At 64.9% G+C, this 17,847-nt stretch carries 15 protein-coding genes; 8 read left to right on the forward strand and 7 right to left on the reverse strand.

What is annotated here, in order from left to right; translation table 11 throughout:
• Positions 1–29 precede the first annotated feature (29 nt).
• On the reverse strand, positions 30–446 hold the full coding sequence (irrA, locus tag C8J30_RS10830) for an iron response transcriptional regulator IrrA (RefSeq protein WP_110805869.1): 417 nt from the start codon (positions 444–446) through the stop codon (positions 30–32).
• A gap of 156 nt (positions 447–602) precedes the next feature.
• Here irrA and fabA point away from each other — a divergent pair, with 156 nt between their 5' ends.
• The 6 genes from fabA to mtnA all read left to right on the forward strand — a co-directional run bounded on the left by fabA (position 603) and on the right by mtnA (position 7,323).
• Positions 603–1,112, forward strand: a complete 510-nt coding sequence (gene fabA / locus C8J30_RS10835) for a bifunctional 3-hydroxydecanoyl-ACP dehydratase/trans-2-decenoyl-ACP isomerase (protein WP_013068378.1) — start codon at positions 603–605, stop codon at positions 1,110–1,112.
• A 23-nt stretch (positions 1,113–1,135) separates the two neighbouring features.
• A complete protein-coding gene (fabB, locus tag C8J30_RS10840) occupies positions 1,136–2,365 on the forward strand; it encodes a beta-ketoacyl-ACP synthase I (RefSeq protein ID WP_110805870.1) in 1,230 nt (409 codons plus the stop codon).
• A gap of 6 nt (positions 2,366–2,371) precedes the next feature.
• On the forward strand, positions 2,372–3,160 hold the full coding sequence (locus C8J30_RS10845; RefSeq protein ID WP_110805871.1) for an enoyl-ACP reductase FabI: 789 nt from the start codon (positions 2,372–2,374) through the stop codon (positions 3,158–3,160).
• 69 nt (positions 3,161–3,229) lie between these two features.
• Positions 3,230–4,054: an alpha/beta fold hydrolase gene (locus tag C8J30_RS10850; protein WP_110805872.1), complete on the forward strand. Its 825-nt coding sequence runs from the start codon at positions 3,230–3,232 to the stop codon at positions 4,052–4,054.
• A gap of 120 nt (positions 4,055–4,174) precedes the next feature.
• Positions 4,175–6,046 carry a calcium-binding protein gene (locus C8J30_RS10855; protein ID WP_181420849.1) on the forward strand — a complete coding sequence of 624 codons (1,872 nt, stop codon included), beginning with the start codon at positions 4,175–4,177 and terminating at the stop codon, positions 6,044–6,046.
• Positions 6,047–6,219: 173 nt separating this feature from the next.
• Positions 6,220–7,323, forward strand: coding sequence for an S-methyl-5-thioribose-1-phosphate isomerase (gene mtnA / locus C8J30_RS10860; protein WP_110805874.1), 1,104 nt, complete (start codon positions 6,220–6,222; stop codon positions 7,321–7,323).
• A 237-nt stretch (positions 7,324–7,560) separates the two neighbouring features.
• Here mtnA and C8J30_RS10865 read toward each other — a convergent pair whose 3' ends face one another.
• Positions 7,561–8,544 carry a sugar-binding transcriptional regulator gene (locus tag C8J30_RS10865; RefSeq protein WP_110805875.1) on the reverse strand — a complete coding sequence of 328 codons (984 nt, stop codon included), beginning with the start codon at positions 8,542–8,544 and terminating at the stop codon, positions 7,561–7,563.
• An 83-nt stretch (positions 8,545–8,627) separates the two neighbouring features.
• On the opposite strand from C8J30_RS10865, the gene C8J30_RS10870 reads away from it, so the two are divergent.
• A complete protein-coding gene (locus C8J30_RS10870) occupies positions 8,628–10,661 on the forward strand; it encodes a bifunctional aldolase/short-chain dehydrogenase (RefSeq protein WP_110805876.1) in 2,034 nt (677 codons plus the stop codon).
• Between the two features lie 201 nt (positions 10,662–10,862).
• On the opposite strand, the gene C8J30_RS10875 is transcribed toward C8J30_RS10870, so the two are convergent.
• The 5 genes from C8J30_RS10875 to C8J30_RS10895 all read right to left on the reverse strand — a co-directional run bounded on the left by C8J30_RS10875 (position 10,863) and on the right by C8J30_RS10895 (position 16,022).
• Positions 10,863–11,672, reverse strand: a complete 810-nt coding sequence (locus C8J30_RS10875) for a DeoR/GlpR family DNA-binding transcription regulator (protein ID WP_110805877.1) — start codon at positions 11,670–11,672, stop codon at positions 10,863–10,865.
• 110 nt (positions 11,673–11,782) lie between these two features.
• A complete protein-coding gene (locus C8J30_RS10880) occupies positions 11,783–12,841 on the reverse strand; it encodes an ABC transporter permease (RefSeq protein WP_110805878.1) in 1,059 nt (352 codons plus the stop codon).
• Entirely contained in the window at positions 12,838–14,373 is a 1,536-nt protein-coding gene (locus tag C8J30_RS10885; RefSeq protein WP_110805879.1) for a sugar ABC transporter ATP-binding protein, read from the reverse strand. The genes C8J30_RS10880 and C8J30_RS10885 overlap by 4 nt, the downstream gene beginning before the upstream one ends.
• Entirely contained in the window at positions 14,370–15,017 is a 648-nt protein-coding gene (locus tag C8J30_RS10890) for a DUF2291 family protein (protein ID WP_110805880.1), read from the reverse strand. The genes C8J30_RS10885 and C8J30_RS10890 overlap by 4 nt, the downstream gene beginning before the upstream one ends.
• A gap of 63 nt (positions 15,018–15,080) precedes the next feature.
• Positions 15,081–16,022: a D-ribose ABC transporter substrate-binding protein gene (locus tag C8J30_RS10895; protein ID WP_110805881.1), complete on the reverse strand. Its 942-nt coding sequence runs from the start codon at positions 16,020–16,022 to the stop codon at positions 15,081–15,083.
• A 353-nt stretch (positions 16,023–16,375) separates the two neighbouring features.
• Between C8J30_RS10895 and C8J30_RS10900 the strand changes: the two genes are divergently transcribed.
• Positions 16,376–17,842 (forward strand): L-fucose/L-arabinose isomerase family protein, encoded by a 1,467-nt coding sequence (locus tag C8J30_RS10900; protein WP_110805882.1) that lies wholly within the window; start codon positions 16,376–16,378, stop codon positions 17,840–17,842.
• The last annotated feature ends 5 nt before the right edge of the window (positions 17,843–17,847 follow it).

Raw genomic sequence — 17,847 nt, forward strand, 5'->3', positions numbered from 1 at the left:
TTCATAGCTTTGTTTGCGGAACTTTTATTTCAGATCTTCTTCAGCCGGATCACCACATCGACGCGGCTGACCTCGGTCCCTTCCGGGGCTTTCGGCACGCGGACGAGTTCGAGTTCCTCGACCGGCGCGTCGGAGATCCGGTTCTCGCCTTCCCAGAAGAAATGCGGGTGATCGTCCATGCGGGTGTCGAAATAGCTGCGCCCCGCATCGACGGTGATCTCATGCATGATCCCCGCCTCGCAAAACGCGCGCAGCGTGTTGTAGACGGTGGCCAGCGACACCTTTTCCCCGGCGTCACGGGCAGAGGCATAAAGCCCCTCGGCGGTGACGTGACGGTTCATCCCGTCGCCAACCAGAAGCGAGGCGAGCGACATGCGCTGCCGGGTCGGGCGCAGCCCGCCCGCAGCGAGCCAGCGAAGTCCACGTTCCTGAGCCATCGTCTTCATGGTCGCAAACCCTTTTCTCCCTGTAACTATTATAAGTTGAACTGGCGCGTCATTTCAACGGGATTCTGACGCACCCCCGGGGGCGGGGGCGGGCCTTGCACCTCCGGGCGGGGGGGTGTTAGAGGAAGGGGGACAAGACCTTGGGGGGAAACGCCGATGTCACTCTATCCGACAAGCTTCGGCAAGGATGATCTGCTCAAATGTGCGCGAGGCGAGCTGTTCGGGCCGGGCAATGCCCAGCTTCCGGCGCCGCCGATGCTGATGATGGACCGCATCACCGAGATTTCGGAAGATGGCGGGCTGCACGGCAAGGGCCATGTTGTGGCCGAATTCGACATCACGCCCGATCTGTGGTTCTTCGACTGCCACTTCCCGGGCAACCCGATCATGCCGGGCTGCCTTGGCCTTGACGGGCTCTGGCAGCTGACCGGCTTCAACCTGGGCTGGCGCGGCTGGCCGGGGCGCGGCTATGCGCTCGGCGTGGGCGAAGTGAAGCTGACCGGGATGGTCCGCCCCGACCGCAAGATGCTGACCTACAAGGTCGATTTCACCAAGGCCCTGCAGACGCGTCGTCTGACCATGGGCGTGGCCGACGGCATCGTCGAGGCCGATGGCGAAGTGATCTATGTGGTCAAGGACATGAAAGTGGCTCTCTCCGAGAGCTGATCCAAGCAAGACAGGAGGCCCCCATGCGGCGCGTCGTCATCACCGGGCTGGGCATCGTCAGCCCCATCGGCAACAATGCCGAAGAGGTTTCGGCCAGCCTGCGGGCCGGCAAGTCGGGCATCGTCTTCGCCCCGGAATATGCCGAGCGCGGCTTCCGCAGCCAGATCCACGGTGCGCCGCAGATCGTGCTGGAAGACCATATCGACAAGCGCAACCTGCGCTTCATGGGCCGCGGCGCCGCCTACAACTTCCTGTCGATGGAACAGGCGATCCGCGATTCGGGGCTTGAGGAAAGCGACATCTCGAACCCGCGCACCGGGCTGATCATGGGCTCGGGCGGGCCGTCGACCTCGAACTTCTTCGAAGCGCATCAGACCGTGATCCAGAAGGGCTCGCCGAAGCGCATGGGGCCGTTCATGGTGACGCGCTGCATGTCGTCGACGAACTCGGCCTGTCTGGCGACGCCGTTCAAGATCAAGGGCGTGAACTATTCGATCACCTCGGCCTGCTCGACCTCGGCGCATTGCATCGGCAACGCGGCGGAACTGATCCAGATGGGCAAGCAGGACATCGTCTTCGCCGGCGGCGGCGAGGAACTCGACTGGACGCTGTCGTGCCTGTTCGATGCGATGGGCGCGATGTCGTCGAAATACAACGACACGCCGACCACGGCGGCGCGTGCGTTCGACGCCACCCGCGACGGCTTCGTGATCGGCGGCGGCGGCGGCGTGCTGGTTCTGGAAGAGCTGGAACATGCGAAAGCCCGCGGCGCCAAGATCTATGCCGAGCTGACCGGCTACGGCGCGACCTCGGACGGCTATGACATGGTGGCCCCCTCGGGCGAGGGTGGCGAGCGGTCGATGCGTCTGGCGCTCGGCACGCTGCCGGAAGGCCGCAAGATCACCTATATCAACGCGCATGGCACCTCGACCCCCGCGGGCGACGTGACCGAGGTCGAGGCCGTCCGCCGCGTCTTCGGCGAGGGCAACGTGCCGCCGATTTCCTCGACGAAATCGCTGACCGGCCACAGCCTTGGTGCGACCGGCGTGCATGAGGCGGTCTATTGCCTTCTGATGATGCAGGGCAAATTCATCACCGCTTCCGCGAACGTCACCCAGCTTGATCCCGCGATCAAGCCCGAGGAAATCGCCACCAAGCTTGTCGAAAACGTCGAATTCGACTCGGTTCTGTCGAACAGCTTCGGCTTTGGCGGCACCAACGCCACGCTGGTGATGAGCGCTTACAAGGGCTGAGGTCTGATGGCTGATTTGATGAAGGGCAAGCGTGGGCTTGTCATGGGCGTGGCCAACGAACGCTCGATCGCCTGGGGCATTGCCTCGGCGCTCGCGGCGGAAGGGGCGGAACTGGCGTTCTCCTATCAGGGCGACGCCTTCGGCAAGCGCGTCGAGCCGCTGGCGGCCTCGGTCGGATCGACGCTGCTCGTCGATGTCGACGTGAACGACGATGCCTCGCTCGATGCCGCCTTCCAGCGGCTGAAGGACGAATGGGGCACGATCGATTTCGTGATCCATGCCATCGCCTATTCCGACAAGAACGAGCTGGCGGGGCGGTTCATCCACACCACGCGCGAGAACTTCAAGAACTCGCTGGCGATCTCGTGCTTTTCCTTCATCGACATCGCCCGGCGCGCGTCGGAACTGATGCCGAACGGCGGCGCGCTGATCACGCTGACCTATGGCGGCTCGAACCGGGTGACGCCGTTCTACAACGTGATGGGCGTGGCCAAGGCGGCGCTGGAATCCGCGGTGCGCTATCTGGCGAACGATCTGGGGCCGCAGGGCATTCGCGTCAATGCGATCTCGCCCGGGCCGATGAAGACGCTGGCGGGGGCTGCCATTGGCGGCGCGCGCAAGACCTTCCGCCACACCGAGGCGAACAGCCCGATGCGGCAAAACGCGACGCTCGAAGCCGTGGGGGGCTCGGCCGTGTTCCTGTGCTCGGACTACGGCGCCTGCACGACGGGGGATGTGGTGATGGTCGATTGCGGCTATCATGTGCTGGGCATGCCGCAGCCGGAAAACATCTGATCGACAGATCGAGTTTCAAGGGCGCCTGCGGGCGCCCTTTGTTTTTGGCCCTACCTTCGGGAGGAAGACATGGATTTTTTCACCGCAGACGATGGCGCGAAGATCGCTTTTTCCGATGAGGGGCAGGGCCCGGTGGTGCTGGCCTTGGCGGGGCTCACACGCACGGGCCGCGACTTCGATTATCTGGCGCCGCTTCTGCCGCCCTGTCGGCTGATCCGCATGGATTACCGCGGCCGCGGCGACAGCCAGTGGACCGGCGGTGCCACCTATACGGTGGTGCGCGAGGCCGCCGATGCGCTGCAGTTGCTCGACCATCTGGGTGTCGAGAAGACGGCGATCCTTGGCACTTCGCGCGGCGGGATGATCGGCATGTATCTGGCGGCGGTGGCGAAAGACCGGCTGACCGGTCTGTGCCTGAACGACATCGGCCCGGTGATCGAGCGCAAGGGGCTGGTGCGGATCTTCGACGTCGTGGGGCGGAACCCGCTGGCAAAGACCTTCGCCGATCTGGTGGAAAAGCTGCCCGCCGCGATGGTGGGCTATGAGAACGTGCCGATGAGCCGCTGGCTGGAAGAGACCGAGCGGCACAACATCGAAACCCCGCAAGGCGTGAAGATCAATTACGACCCCGAATTGCGCGACGCCTTCATCCACGCCTTCGACAGTGGCGTCTTCGAGACCTGGCCCTTGTTCGACGCCTGCGCCGGTCTGCCCGTGGCGCTGATCCGGGGCGCGAATTCCGACCTTTTGTCCCCCGAAACCGTGGCCGAGATGCGCCGCCGCCGCCCCGACATGGACTTTGCCGAAGTTCCGGGCCGCCCGCATATCCCCTTCCTTGACGAGCCCGAGGCGGTGGCGCTGATCCGCGACTGGATCGCGAAACTGCCCGTCTGACCCATCCGCGGCTGCGGCATTTTCGCAAACTGCCCGTTATTTAAACCAAAGTTGACGCCGGTCATGGCGCCGATCACGTTTGCGCGAGGAAATCGTCCCGTTCTGGTATGGGAGGACACCATGACGCTTTCTTACCGTTTCGACTCCGTCATTCTGACGCGGCGGTTCCTTGATCCGCAGGATTGGGTGAACAGCGAGGTGAACACGCTGCAGACGCCCACGCTTTCCCTGCAGACACCGGATGGGCACGACGCGTTCACCCTGCAGGACAACGGCCATGCCGATCCGAACCAATTCACCGACAGCATGATCTCCTACACGCTCGACACCCTCGGGGCGGTGACCGATACGCTTGGCATGTGGAACATCGTCGGCGTGCGGCGCGTGACCTACAACGACGGCAGCTTCACCGATCTTCTCACCATCAACCGCCATGTCTTCGAAGGCGAGGGCGACAACCGCGTGATGGTCGGGTTCGATGAAATCTTCATCTACCTCGATGGCGTCGCCTTGCCCGATTTTTCGTCGGTGGCTGACTGTGTCGCCTGGGCGAACAACTTCGAGTCCTGGGGGCCGCCCGATCCGGCGACCTATCCCCCCGGCACGCTGATTGACTGGGGCGATTTCGACATCAACAATGTGATCCGCGGGTCGAGCCGGGCCGATACCTTGGTCGGCTCCGAATACAACGATCAGATCCTCGGGCTTGCGGGCAATGACAGCCTGTCCGGGCTCGAGGGGAATGACACGCTGAACGGCGCGGCGGGCCGTGACACGATGAATGGCGGCAATGGTGATGACGTGCTTGCAGCCGGGGCGATGGACACGGCCGCCGACCAGCTGAACGGCGGGGCGGGCTCCGATACGGCCGATTACAGCGCCGTCACCGCTGACTCGGGCATCACCGTCAACCTGCTCACCGGATCTGCCCGGAACCCCACCTATATCGGCCTCGACATTCTTGACAGCATCGAGAACGTGATCGGCGGCGCCGGCGCCGATACGATCATCGGCACGGATGACGCGAACCGCATCGATGGCGGCGGCGGCGCCGATGTGATGCGCGGCGGGACGGGCGACGATATCTATGTCGTCGACAATCTCGATGATCTGATCACCGAGGGCGCGACCGGCGGCAGCGAAACCGTGATCTCGCAGATCTCGGGATATGTGCTTGGCCTCAATCTGGAATGCCTTCAGCTTGACGGCATGGTCCGGGCGGGCACCGGCAACGCGTTGGCGAACCTGATCACCGGCAATGCGGCGGTGAACGTGCTGTCGGGCGATCTCGGCGCTGATACGCTGCTTGGCATGGCGGGCGCCGACACGTTGCAGGGCGGGGCGGGCAATGACAGTCTGGATGGCGGTCTTGGGGCCGACCGGATGCTCGGCGGCGCGGGCAATGACGTCTATCTTGTCGATGACCTGGGCGACCGGATCTACGAGACCGTCACGCTGACCGGCACCGCCGATGCGGGCGGGCGAGACACGGTCGTCAGTTCGGTCTCGATCAATCTGAACGGCTATGTCGGGGCCCGGTTCGTCGAGGTGGTGACCCTGACCGGCTACACCGAGATCAACGCCACCGGCAATGCGCTGAACAACGTGATCACCGGCAATGACGCAACCAACATTCTGGCCGGGGGGCTTGGCAACGACGTCATCACCACCGGCTGGGGCAATGACGTGATCGTCTTCAACACCGCCATCGGCGCGGGCAACGTCGATCAGGTGACCGATTTCTACACCGGTTACGACACGTTCCGTCTGGATGATGCGATCTTCACGGCCTTGACGCGGGGGGATCTGGCGGCCTCGGCCTTTGTCGCGAACGAGGGCGGCCGGGCGATGGATGCCGATGATCGCATCCTTTTCGACACGGCCACGACGCGGCTTTACTATGACGCCGATGGCAATGGCGCGGGCGCGCGGGTGCTGATCGCCTATGTGGCGGGCTCGATCCTGACTGCCGACGATTTCACCGTCATCTGAGACCTGGCATCGACGGGCCCGCCCCTTCGGGGGCGGGTCCCTGCGGGCGCGGGGCGCTTCGTCGCAGACGTGCCCTCGCGCCTTTTCAATTGTCATTAGCGTTTGACTTATGGCGCATCCGGTGGAACACCTGCGGCCAAATCAGGCCCGCAGGGCGGGCAAAGGAGGATGCGGTGAAGATCGACGGAACCCCCTATCGCACGATCTGGCAGGACGCGCGCGGCATCGTGCAGGTGATCGACCAGCGTTGGCTGCCGCATGAATTGCGCATCGTCGATCTGCAAAGCCGTGCCGATTTCGTCGTGGCGATCCGCGACATGTGGGTCCGGGGGGCGCCGCTGATCGGGGCGGCTGCCGCCTGGGGCGTGGCCGTCGCGATGCAGGAAGACCCCTCGGACGCCGGTCTGACCGAGACCTGGGAGGTTCTGCACGAGACCCGTCCGACCGCGATCAACCTGCGTTGGGCGCTCGATGAAATGGTGCGCGTGCTGCGCGCGGTCCCGCCGGAGCTGCGCGCCGCGGTGGCCGCAAAACGCGCCGCCGAGATCTGCGACGAGGATGTCGAGATCAACCGCCAGATCGGTCTGCACGGGCTCGAGATCATCAAGGCGATCGCTGCGAAGAAGCCGGGCAAGACGGTGAACATCCTGACCCATTGCAATGCGGGCTGGCTGGCGACGGTCGATTGGGGCACCGCCACCTCGCCGATCTACCACGCGCATGAGGCGGGGATTCCTGTGCATGTCTTCGTCGACGAGACCCGGCCGCGCAATCAGGGCGCGCAGCTGACGGCCTGGGAGATGAACCACCACGGCATTTCGCATGCGCTCGTTGTCGACAATGCGGGCGGCCATCTGATGCAGCACGGCGAGGTCGACATGGTGATCGTCGGCACCGACCGCACCACCGCGCGCGGCGACGTCTGCAACAAGATCGGCACCTATCTGAAAGCCTTGGCGGCCAAGGCGAATGGCGTGCCCTTCTACGTCGCGCTGCCCTCGCCGACGATCGATTTTCGGGTGCAGGACGGGGTGAAGGAAATCCCGATCGAGGAGCGCAATCAGGAAGAGGTGACGCTGGTGCAGGGTCGCGGCAAGGATGGCACGATTCAGCTCGTGCAGATCTCGCCCGACGGCACGCCCGCGCGCAACCCGGCCTTCGATGTGACGCCCTGCGAGCTGGTGACGGGGCTTTTGACCGAGCGCGGCCTGTGCCCGGCGAACGAAGCCGCGATGGCGGCGATGTTCCCCGATCTGAAAGCCGCGATGCTGAGGTGAGGCCCGTTTCGGGCGGATCAGGAAAGGCACCGCCTTTCCCCGCCCGTTTCGCAACCTGCGTTTCAGGGCCGTCTGCACCCCGCGATGACAGAGGCCAGCGCCCGGCCCGGGCGGCGCGAAAGCGCCCGCCATGGGGCGGGGCGGGCGCTGGCCGAGTGCCTTTGGGGCCCTCGGCGGTCATCGGACTTCTGTCTCGCGTGACCTCGGCGATGGCCTCGGTCAGGGCATCCCCCGCTCCTACTCCGCCGCCAGAAGCGCCTCGGCCACCCGGGTCGAGGTCGCCAGATGCGTGACATAGCCGCCCCGGATCGCCGCAAGGCTGGGCACCACCTTGTCGAGCCCCGGCGTCACCAAGAGCCCCATCTCCAGCCCAACCAGTCGCGGCAGGTCGATGCCGATCATCCGCGCCTCGGTCTCGCCCGGCATCTGCCGCCCCATCGCATCGACGAACCGCCCGCAGATCACCCCCGCCGCACCGCGCGCGACATGGGCGGCCAGTTCCTCGGGCGTGGCCAGACCCGAGCTGACGACATGGCTGTTCTCGCTCACCGTGCCGACGGAAAAGAGAAGCTTGTTCACCCCCTGCAGCGCCTCGAGTTGCGCGCGCAGGATCGGCTCGGCCCGCAATTCCTCGGCCAGTGCCGCGCGGCTCAGCACAGCGGGGGCATGCAGGTTCAGACAGCGCGCGCCGAGCCGTTGCGCCAGCCGGGTCGAGCAGGCCTCGGCGGTGAAGCCATAGGGCGTCGCCATCGAACCCACCAACTGCAGCACCGTCAGACCCTCGATCTCGCGGCTTTCGACCCGCTCGGCCAGTTCGTAGACGGTGCGGCCCCATGCCACGCCCAGCCGGTCGCCGGGGGCGAGCAGGTCGGGCAGCCAAAGCGCCGCCCCGCGCACGACGCGGGCAAAGGCGGTGTCCGTGGGCAGCCCGTCATCGGGGACAACATAGGCCTCGGCGAGGCCAAATTTCGTGCAAAGTTCAAGGGATAGCCGATGCGCTGTAAAGGCGGGCGCGGCCAAGGTGATCCGGATCAGCCCGCTTTCGCGCGCCTCCTGCAGGTAGTTCACCACCGTCGCCCGCGAAATTCCCAAGGCCTCGGCAATGTCCTGCTGGTTGCGGCCGTCGTGGTAATACATCCACGCCACCTCGATCACCGCATTTTCGCCGCTGATCCGGCCAAGAGACCGCCCCAGAGATCGCCGCCGTGTCGTGCCCGCCATCTTGCCCTCCGGGTTTCGCCGTTTGACAAAAATAGGTGACAAAAGTAAGGAAATCCAGCGCCCGTGAGGAAAAGGAGACCCCGATGATCCGCAATCTCTGGAGTGACGAGGCTGCTGCGGCAGCGGGGGGCGACCTCGGGCAGCGGATCTACACCTCGCGGCTGATCGGGTCGGACCCGGAGCTGGTGCTGCACGGGGGCGGCAATACCTCGGTCAAGACCGAGGCGGTGGATCTGTTCGGCGAGACGGTTTCGGTGCTGCATGTCAAGGGATCGGGCCATGATCTGGCGACGATCGACGCGGCGGGCATGCCTGCGGTGCGGCTTGATCCGATGCTGCGGCTGAAGGATTTCGACGCGGTTCCCGATGATGTGCTGGTGAAGCTGCAACGGCTCAATCTGCTTGATCCCGCGGCGCCGAACCCCTCGGTCGAGATGCTGCTGCATGTCTTCCTGCCGCATAAATTCGTCGATCATACCCATGCGACGCCGTTTCTGGTGCTGGCGAACCTGCCCGAGGCCGAGGCGGCGATCCGCGAGCTTTTCGGCGACCGGATGGCGTTGGTGCCCTTCGTCAAGCCGGGCTTCGGTCTGGCCAAGGCCGGGCTTGCGACCTATGCGGCGCACCCGGGCGTCGAGGCGCTGCTTTTGAAGAACCACGGCCATTTCACCTGGGGGCCGGACGCGAAGTCGAGCTATTTCAAGGTGATCGCGCACGCCAATCTGGTCGAGGCCTGGCTGGCCGACCGCCGCCCTGCACCTTTGCTGCCCGCCGCCGCCCTGCCTGTGGCGGAGGTCGCCCCGGTTCTGGCGGCTCTGCGCGGGGCGCTCGCCTCGGCGCTGCCCGAGGAGGCCGCGCTTCCGGTCCTCGATCTGCGCGCCGATGACGCGACGCGGGCCTTTGTGTCCCGCCCCGATCTGGAGGCGCTTGCCAAGGCCGGGGTGGTGACGCCCGATCACGTCATCCGCACCAAGGGCGAGGTTCTGGTGCTGCGGCAGGCTGCGCAGAGGCCCGAGGCGATGCGCGCGGCGGTGACCGACTACGTCAGCCGCTACCGCGCCTATTTCGAGGCGAACAAGGCCCGCTTTGGCGGGCCGGTGGCGATGCTCAATCCGATGCCGGGGCTGATCTGGCTCGAGGGCATCGGGGCCGTGGGCGCGGGCGCGGATGCCAAGGCCGCGCGGATTGCAGCCGACATCGGCGATCAATCGGCCCGGGTGAAGGCGGATGGTCTGGCGGCGGGCGGTTTCCGCTCGATCGCCGACGCGGACCTCTTCGACATGGAATATTGGCCGCTGGAACTGGCGAAGCTGGGCACGGCTAAGGCGCCTGCGTTGCAGGGCCGGGTGGTGCTGGTGACGGGAGGCGCGGGGGCAATCGGGCTGGCGACGGCCGAGGCTTTCGCGGCGCAAGGCGCCTCGATTTTCCTCGTTGATCGTCCCGGCGAGGTGCTGGAAAAGGCCGTGGCCGGGCTTGGCCGCGATGCGGCGGGGCATGGCTGCGACATCACCCAGCCCGGCGCGGCGGCGGCGGCGGTGGCGGCCTGTGCGGCGCGGTTTGGCGGGCTTGATATCCTTGTCTCGAACGCCGGGGCGGCGATCACCGGCGATATCGCGACGCTGGATGAACAGGTTCTGCGCGGCAGTTTCGAGCTGAACTTCTTCTCGCATCTGGCGTTTTCGCAAGCCGCGATCGCGCTTTACCGCGCGCAGGCGGCGGGGCGCGGCACGCGCGGCGCCGAACCGGGGCAGATCCTGTTCAACGTGTCGAAACAGGCCGTGAACCCGGGCAAGGGCTTTGCGGCTTACGGCCTGCCGAAGGCCACGAGCTTCTTTTTGCTGCGGCAACTGGCGCTGGAACTGGGGCCGGAGGGGATCCGGGTCAACGGGATCAACGCCGACCGCATCCGGTCCGGTTTGCTGACGCCCGAGATGATCGCGGCGCGCTCCTCGGCGCGGGGGATCGATGCGGGCACCTATATGGCGGGCAACCTGCTGAAGGTCGAGGTCGAGGCCCGGCATGTGGCCGAGGCTTTCGTGGCGCTGGCGCGGGCCGAGCGCACGACGGCGCATGTGATGACGGTGGACGGCGGCAATATCGAGGCCGCGCTGCGCTGAGGGTGGATTTGACCGAGGCCATCGCCTCGGTCATGCGAAACAGATGTCCCGTGACCGCCGAGGGCCCAAAGGCACTCGGCCAGCGCCCGCCCCGCCCATGGCGGGCGCCGGCCTCTGTTGTGCTTGGGGAAACGGTCTTCTGACTTCGGTGGCGCTGCGGGCGGGGAAAGGCGATGCCTTTCCTTTTCCGCCCGAACCCTGTCAGGTCGCGATCAGCAATTCGATGCCGCGGGCTTCGAATTCCTTCGCATCCTTGTCGGAAATCCCGTCATCGGTGATGAAGGAATGGATCACCGCGAGCGAGCCGAGCCGGGTGAAGGAGCTCTTGTTGATCTTCGAGCTGTCGGCGACCAGATAGACCCGCGAGGCCGCGCGGATCATCGCTTCCTTCAGCTGCAGATCGGCGAAGCTCGGATAGGTCAGCCCGGCATCGAGCGCCACCCCGGCCGTCGCCAGAAACAGCTTCCCGGCAAAGATGTTGCGGAAGTAATCGACCGACTTGTCACCCGACAGCGACAGCGTGGGGGCCTTGAACTGCCCGCCCGGCATGTGCACCGCAAACCCGGGCACCGAGCCCAGAATGATCGCGATATTGAGCGCATTGGTGATCACCGTCAGATTGCGCCGCGTCACCAACCGCGTCGCCACCTCGGTCGTCGTCGTCCCGGCATCGAGGATGATCGTCTCGCCGTCGCTGACGAGCGAGGCCGCCAGCGCCCCGATCAGCCGCTTCTTGTCCATGTTGTCCTGATGATGCAGCACCAACCCCTCGGCGCGCGAGGAGGGCGCGTTCAGGAACGCGCCGCCATGTTCGCGGGTGATGAAACCCTCGGCTTCGAGCTTTTCCAGATCCTGCCGGATCGTCGCCTCGGAGACCTGAAACGCCACCGCCAGATCGCGCACCCGCGCCGAGCCCTCTTCCTCGATCCATTCAAGGATGCGACGCCGCCGCGGTTCGGACAAAAGACCGGCCTTGCTGTCGTCACGGATCGGAACGGGTTTCGTGGACACGGGGTTCGCCTATCGGTTGCGGGTCATGGGAACGTCAGGGAATGTCTCTGACTTCCTTAGGGGCGGGGGCTGGGCCGGTCAACGGCCCAGTGCCTTGTCGAGGCGCGGCCTTAACGCCCGAGCGCCGCCTCCTGTTGCAGCGCCACGCGGGCCTGCAGCTTGCTTTGCGCCTGATCGATGACCACGGCGGCGACGATGACGAGCCCCTTGATCACGGTCTGCCAGAACGAGGACACGCTCATCATCACGAGGCCGTCCGAGAGGATCGAGATCACGAAGGCGCCGACGATGGTGCCGCCGATCTTGCCGCGCCCGCCCGAAAGCGAGGTGCCACCCAGAACCGCCGCGGCGATCGCGTTCAGCTCAAACGTTTCCCCGGTCGCCGGGTGCGCCGCCTGCAGTTGCGAGGCGATGATCAGCCCGACGATCGCCGCGCAAAAGCCCGAGAACATGTAGACGAAAAGCTTGACGCGATTGACTTTCACGCCCGAAAGCGCCGCCCCGCGTTCGTTGCCGCCGACCGCATAGATGTGACGGCCGAGCGGCGTGCGCTTGGCGATATAGGCCGCGACCAGACCCACCGCGATCAGCATCCAGATCTGCACCGGCAGGCCAAGGAAGGTGCCTGCGCCGATCCCCGGGAAGCTCGCGGAGCCATAGTCGGCATTGCCCGACAGGTTCGGGAAGGTGCGGCCGCCCGAAGACAGCAGCGCCGCGCCGCGGGCGATGTACAGCGTGCCGAGCGTGGCGATGAAGGGGGCGACGTTCAGTTTCGTGATCAATATCCCGTTCACGAAACCGACGAAGACGCCGACGCACATGACGAGCAGGGCGATTTCCAGCGTGTTGAACTGCATCGTGCCCATTGCGCCCAGATCGATGCCGTAAAGGATCAGCCAGCCCGAGACCATGGCGCAAAGGCCCACGGTCGAGCCCACCGACAGGTCGATGCCGCCGGTGATGATGACAAAGGTCATGCCGATCGCCAGAAAGGCCGTCAGCGCGGCATGTTTCGCCACGATCACGCTGTTGGCGACCGACAGGAAGTTCGGCGCCATGAAGGCGAAGAAGCCGAAAACAAGGATCAGCGCCAGATAGGTCCGGGCTTGCAGAAGCGTCAGCAGCAGCGGCGAGCCCTGCGCGGGGGTGGAGGCGGGAGCGGCGGTCATGCTGCGATGTCCTTCGAGTTTTGCGCATTGGGGGTGGTGGCCGAGATCACCTTCGCGGCTTCGGTGCCGGACGGGAACTCACCGGTCACGCGGCCCTGCGCCATGACGATGATGCGGTCGGAAAGCGCCAGGACCTCATCGAGGTCCGAGGTCACGAAAAGAATGCCCAGACCCTCGGCGGCCAGACGGCGCATGGTGCGGAAGACCTCGGCCTTGGCGCCGATGTCGATGCCGCGCGAGGGCTCGTCCATCAACAGCACCTTCGGCCCGGTCATCAGCGCCTTGCCGATCACCACCTTCTGCTGGTTGCCGCCCGAAAGCGACGAGACCGGGTTTTCGGGGCTGGCCACCTTGATCGTCAGCCGCTTGATGAATTCGACCGCGGTCTTGGCTTCTTTCTTCAGATCCAGATGGAAGAGCTTGGTGAAGCTCGGCAGCGACGACAGCGTCAGATTTTCCCGGATCGACATGATCTGGATGAGCCCGTCGCGCTTGCGGTCTTCCGGGATCAGCGCGATGCCGCGCGCGATCCGGCCGGGCACGTCGCGTTCGGTCAAGGGCTTGCCTTCGACCCAGAACTTGCCGCCCGAATGCGGGTGCTGCGCCATCACGCATTCCAGAAACTCGGACCGGCCCGCGCCCATCAGCCCGTAAAGCCCGACGATCTCGCCCGATCGGATCGACAGTGAGACGTGATCGACGGTGAAGCCGCCGCCCGCGCGGGGCAGGGTGATGTCTTCCGCACGGAAGATCTCGGGGCCGAAATTCGCGACTTCGGAGCGGCCGTATTCCTTCGAGCTCGACCCGATCATCGCCTTGACGATCCAGGGAATGTCCACGCCCTCCATCGAGCGCGCGCCGGTGATGACGCCATCGCGCAGAACGGTGATGTAATCGCCGACCCGGATCAGCTCTTCGAGCCGGTGGGAGATGTAGACGATGCCGACGCCCTGCGCGGTGAGTTCGTCGATGACCCGGAACAGCACCTCGACCTCGGCCGCCGACAGCGCCGAGGTGGGTTCGTCGAGAATGAGGATGCGGGCGTTCTGCGCCAGCGCCTTGGCGATCTCGACGATCTGCTGTTGGCCGATGCGCAGGTTGCCGAGCGGCGTGTCGGGATGGATGTTCTGTTCGAGCCGTTCCATCAGCTGGCGCGTGGCTTCGCGATGCGCCTCGATGTCGATATCGATGCCGCCGCGGGTGGTTTCATGGCCGATGAAGATGTTTTCCGCCACGCTCAGGTTCGGAAACAGGTTCAGTTCCTGAAACACGATGCCGATGCCCGCGGCCACGGCATCCGCCTTGGTGCGAAAGCGCATCTCGCGCCCGTCCATGGTGATCGTGCCTTCGGTCATGTCCTCGACACCGGCGATCAGCTTCATCAGCGTCGATTTGCCAGCGCCGTTTTCGCCCACCAGCACGTTCACCGCGCCCATGCGCAGGTCGAAATCCACGCCCTTGAGCGCGCGGGTGCCGGGGTAGACCTTGACGCCACCCCGGATCGACAGGCCGATCGGGTGTTTTTCGGTCATGGCAGCACCTCGATCGCGGTCGGCGTGACAAGCCACTTGTCGCTGGCTGCACGCAAGGACACGACGCCGGTAAAGGCGACGATCTTGCCGGTCGGGTCCGCCGTGGGGACGCTCAGCCCGGCCGAGGCGCGGTCGTTCAGCGCACGGCCCAGCTTGCCGAACTCCATCTGGTCGCGGAAGGCGGTGAAATCGTAGATCTTCGGCGCGACATCGCGCAGCGCATTGCCCTTGATCACCGGGCCGAGCTGCAGCGTCAGATCGGCGCCGCCATCGCCATCGGTGTCAAGCTCGAGCACCCGCGCGCGCGTGGTCAGCTCGGCCTTGACGACCTTGCCTTGATCCTTCAGCGCAAAGTTCCAGGGCGAGCCATTGCCCGCGCCGCGCGCGCCATGGGCCTTGCCCGCGGCGTCAAGCCCGGCCGCGATCTGGCCGCGCAGGGCGCTCGCCGTCTGCGCCTGCGACGCGATCAGTGGCAACAGCTTTGCCTCGTAACTCTCGGCCAGAAGCGTGGTGATGCGGGCCGCATCGCCGCTGGCATCAGCGGCGGGGGCGGCAGAGTTTTCCGCCGTTTTCGGCACGATCTTGCAGCCCGTGGTGCCAAGCGCAACCGCAAGGCACAGGGCCGTCACAATGGGGGATTTCATGGCCGTGGATCCTTTGGAATCCGGCGCGCCGAGGGATATCGGCGCGCCGGGGACGTTCTTCGATCAGTTCGACAGCGCGAAGGTTTCAAGCTTCGCCGCGTTGTCGGCGTTGATCAGCGCGCAATCCATCAGCTGTTTTTCCTCGACGCCGGTCGAACCGGTTTTCAGGAATTTGTCAGCTTGCTCGACCGCCATCTGCGCTTGTGCATAGGCCGGTTGCAGGACGGTGGCCTTGATGCCGCCCTTCTTGATCGAGTCGCGCACGTCGTTCGAGCCGTCGAAGCCCACCACGACCACATCGGTCCGGCCAGCCGCTTCGAGCGCGGCCCAGGCGCCCATCGCCATCGTGTCGTTGCCCGAGATCACACCCTTGATTTCCGGGTGCGCCTGCAGCATCGATTCCATCACGGTGTAGGCTTCGGTCTGCGACCAGTTCGCAGTCTGGCTCGCCACCAGTTTCAGGTCCGGATACTGGTCGATGATGTCGTGATAGCCCTGCGAGCGGATCCCGGCGTTGGTGTCGGATTCCTTGCCCAGAAGCTCGGCATAATCGCCCTTTTCGCCCATCAGCTTGACGAATTCTTCACCGCCCAGCTGCGCGCCCTGGTAGTTGTTCGACACGATCTGGCTGACCGCGATCCCCGAGGCGGTGATTTCGCGGTCGATCAGGAACGACGGGATCCCCGCATCCTTGGCTTTTTGCACCGCGGCAACGGTCGCATCGGCGCCCGCGTTGTCGAGCACGATGGCCTTCACGCCCGCGGCGATGGCGCTGTCAAACAGTTCCGACTGCTTGTTGGCGTCGTCGTCATGCACCAGAACCATGGTGTCATAACCCAGTTCCTTGGCCTTCGCTGCGGCCCCGTCGGCTTCCGCCTTGAAGAAGGGGTTGTCGTGGCTCGGCGTGATGATGGCGATGGTGTCCGCCGCGGCGGCAAAGCTCGGCATCACACCGGCCATGGCGACGGCCATCGCCGACACCAGAAGGCGTCTCTTCACGTTCATGGGTATCCTCCGTTGTCGCGCGCCCCCCGACCGGGGGCGACTCCCCGGCTGTGATCCTGCGCCTCGCTCTCGATTGTCGTCAAGTATTTTCGTTTCGCTTTCGATTATTTCGCTTGCTTTCGCAATAATCACATTCTGCGCCATGAATGTTTGCGCATGACGCGGCGCTGCGGCGTGATTTTCTGCGAATGCACTGCAATCTCAGGGGGTTAGTTTGTTCACTCTTCGCGCATACCGGCGCTTGCGTAAAAGCGGCGACTCGTAGTAAAACGAAGAAATCGAAAGTAATCGAAAGCAACCCGCGATGCGCACAAAACGGCCGCAGCGGGGCAGCGAATGTCGGGAGGAGAGACATGAGCCAGCATATCCACCGCAAGGTCACGCTGGGCGTGGTGATCGGCAGCCGCGCCTTTTTCAGCCCTGCGCCCTGCAAGGATGCGCGCGACGAGGTTCTGGCGCAGCTGGCCCGTCTGGGCGTCAATGCGGTGATCCTGCCCTATGAGGCGACGGCGAATGGCGCGGTGCAGTCGATTGCCGATGCCGAGCTTTATGCCAAGCATTTCAAGGCTCACCGGGATGAGATAGACGGTCTGGTGATCTGCCTGCCGAACTTCGGCGATGAAATCGCGGTGGCCGAACTGGTCAACCGCACGAAGCTGAACGTGCCGATCCTGCTGCAGGCGTCGAACGACGAGATCGGCAAGGTCGATGTGCATTCGCGCCGAGACGCCTTCTGCGGCAAGTTCTCGGTCGCGAACAACTTCTGGCAATACGGTGTCGCATTCACGGAAACCACCACTCATACATGCGACACCGGGGGCGAAGAGTTCGGGGCTGACCTTGAGCGCTTCGCCCGCATCTGCCGCACCGTGCGGGGGCTGAGAAACGCCCGCATCGGCGCGATCGGCGCGCGGACGAGCCCGTTCCAGACCATGCGCTTTTCCGAAAAGCTCTTGCAGGCGAGCGGCATGACCGTCGTCACGGCCGATCTGTCGGAGTTGCTGCAACAGGCGGGCGCCATTGACGACGCCGACCCGGATCTGGCGGCGAAGCTGATGAAGCTGAAAGCCTATGGCAAGATCCCGGCGCATATCCAGCCCGGCCAGATCCTGAAGCAGGCGAAATGGACCCTCGCCGTGAACCGCTGGATCGCCGAAAACGGCTGCGATGCCTCGGCCATTCAATGCTGGCGCTCGCTGCAGGACAATTTCGGCTGCGCCACCTGCGTGACCATGTCGATGATGGGCGAAGAGCTGATGCCCTCGGCCTGCGAGGTCGACGTGATCGGCGCGGTCTCGATGTATGCGCTGGCGCTCGCCTCGGGTCAGCCTTCGGCGCTGCTTGACTGGAACAACAACTACGGCACCGAGCCGGAGAAATGCGTCTGCACCCATTGCGGCAACTATCCGAAGAGCTTCATCGGCGACACGCCGGAAATCGGCGAGCTTGATGTGCTGGGTGAAACCATCGGCCGGGCGAAATGCTTCGGCGCGGTCAAGGGCAAGGTGAAAGCCGGTCCGATGACCTATTTCCGGCTCTCGACCGATGACCGCAACGGCACGATGAAATGCTATCTGGGGCAGGGGGAGTTCACCGACGATCCCTTCGGCATGGATGGCGGCATCGCCGTCGCCCATGTGCCGCAGCTGCGCAAGCTGATGAAATTCGTCTCTCACAACGGCTTTGAACACCACGTTGCAATGGTGCGCGGCCATGTGGCGGACGTTCTGAACGAGGCCGTGGTCCGTTACCTCGGCTGGCCGATCTACCACCACGGGGGCGAGCCCGAGCCGCAGCTCTTCGTTCCCCACCGTTTCTGACAGAG

The sequence above is a fragment of the Rhodobacter viridis genome (assembly GCF_003217355.1).
Classification (GTDB): domain Bacteria; phylum Pseudomonadota; class Alphaproteobacteria; order Rhodobacterales; family Rhodobacteraceae; genus Rhodobacter; species Rhodobacter viridis.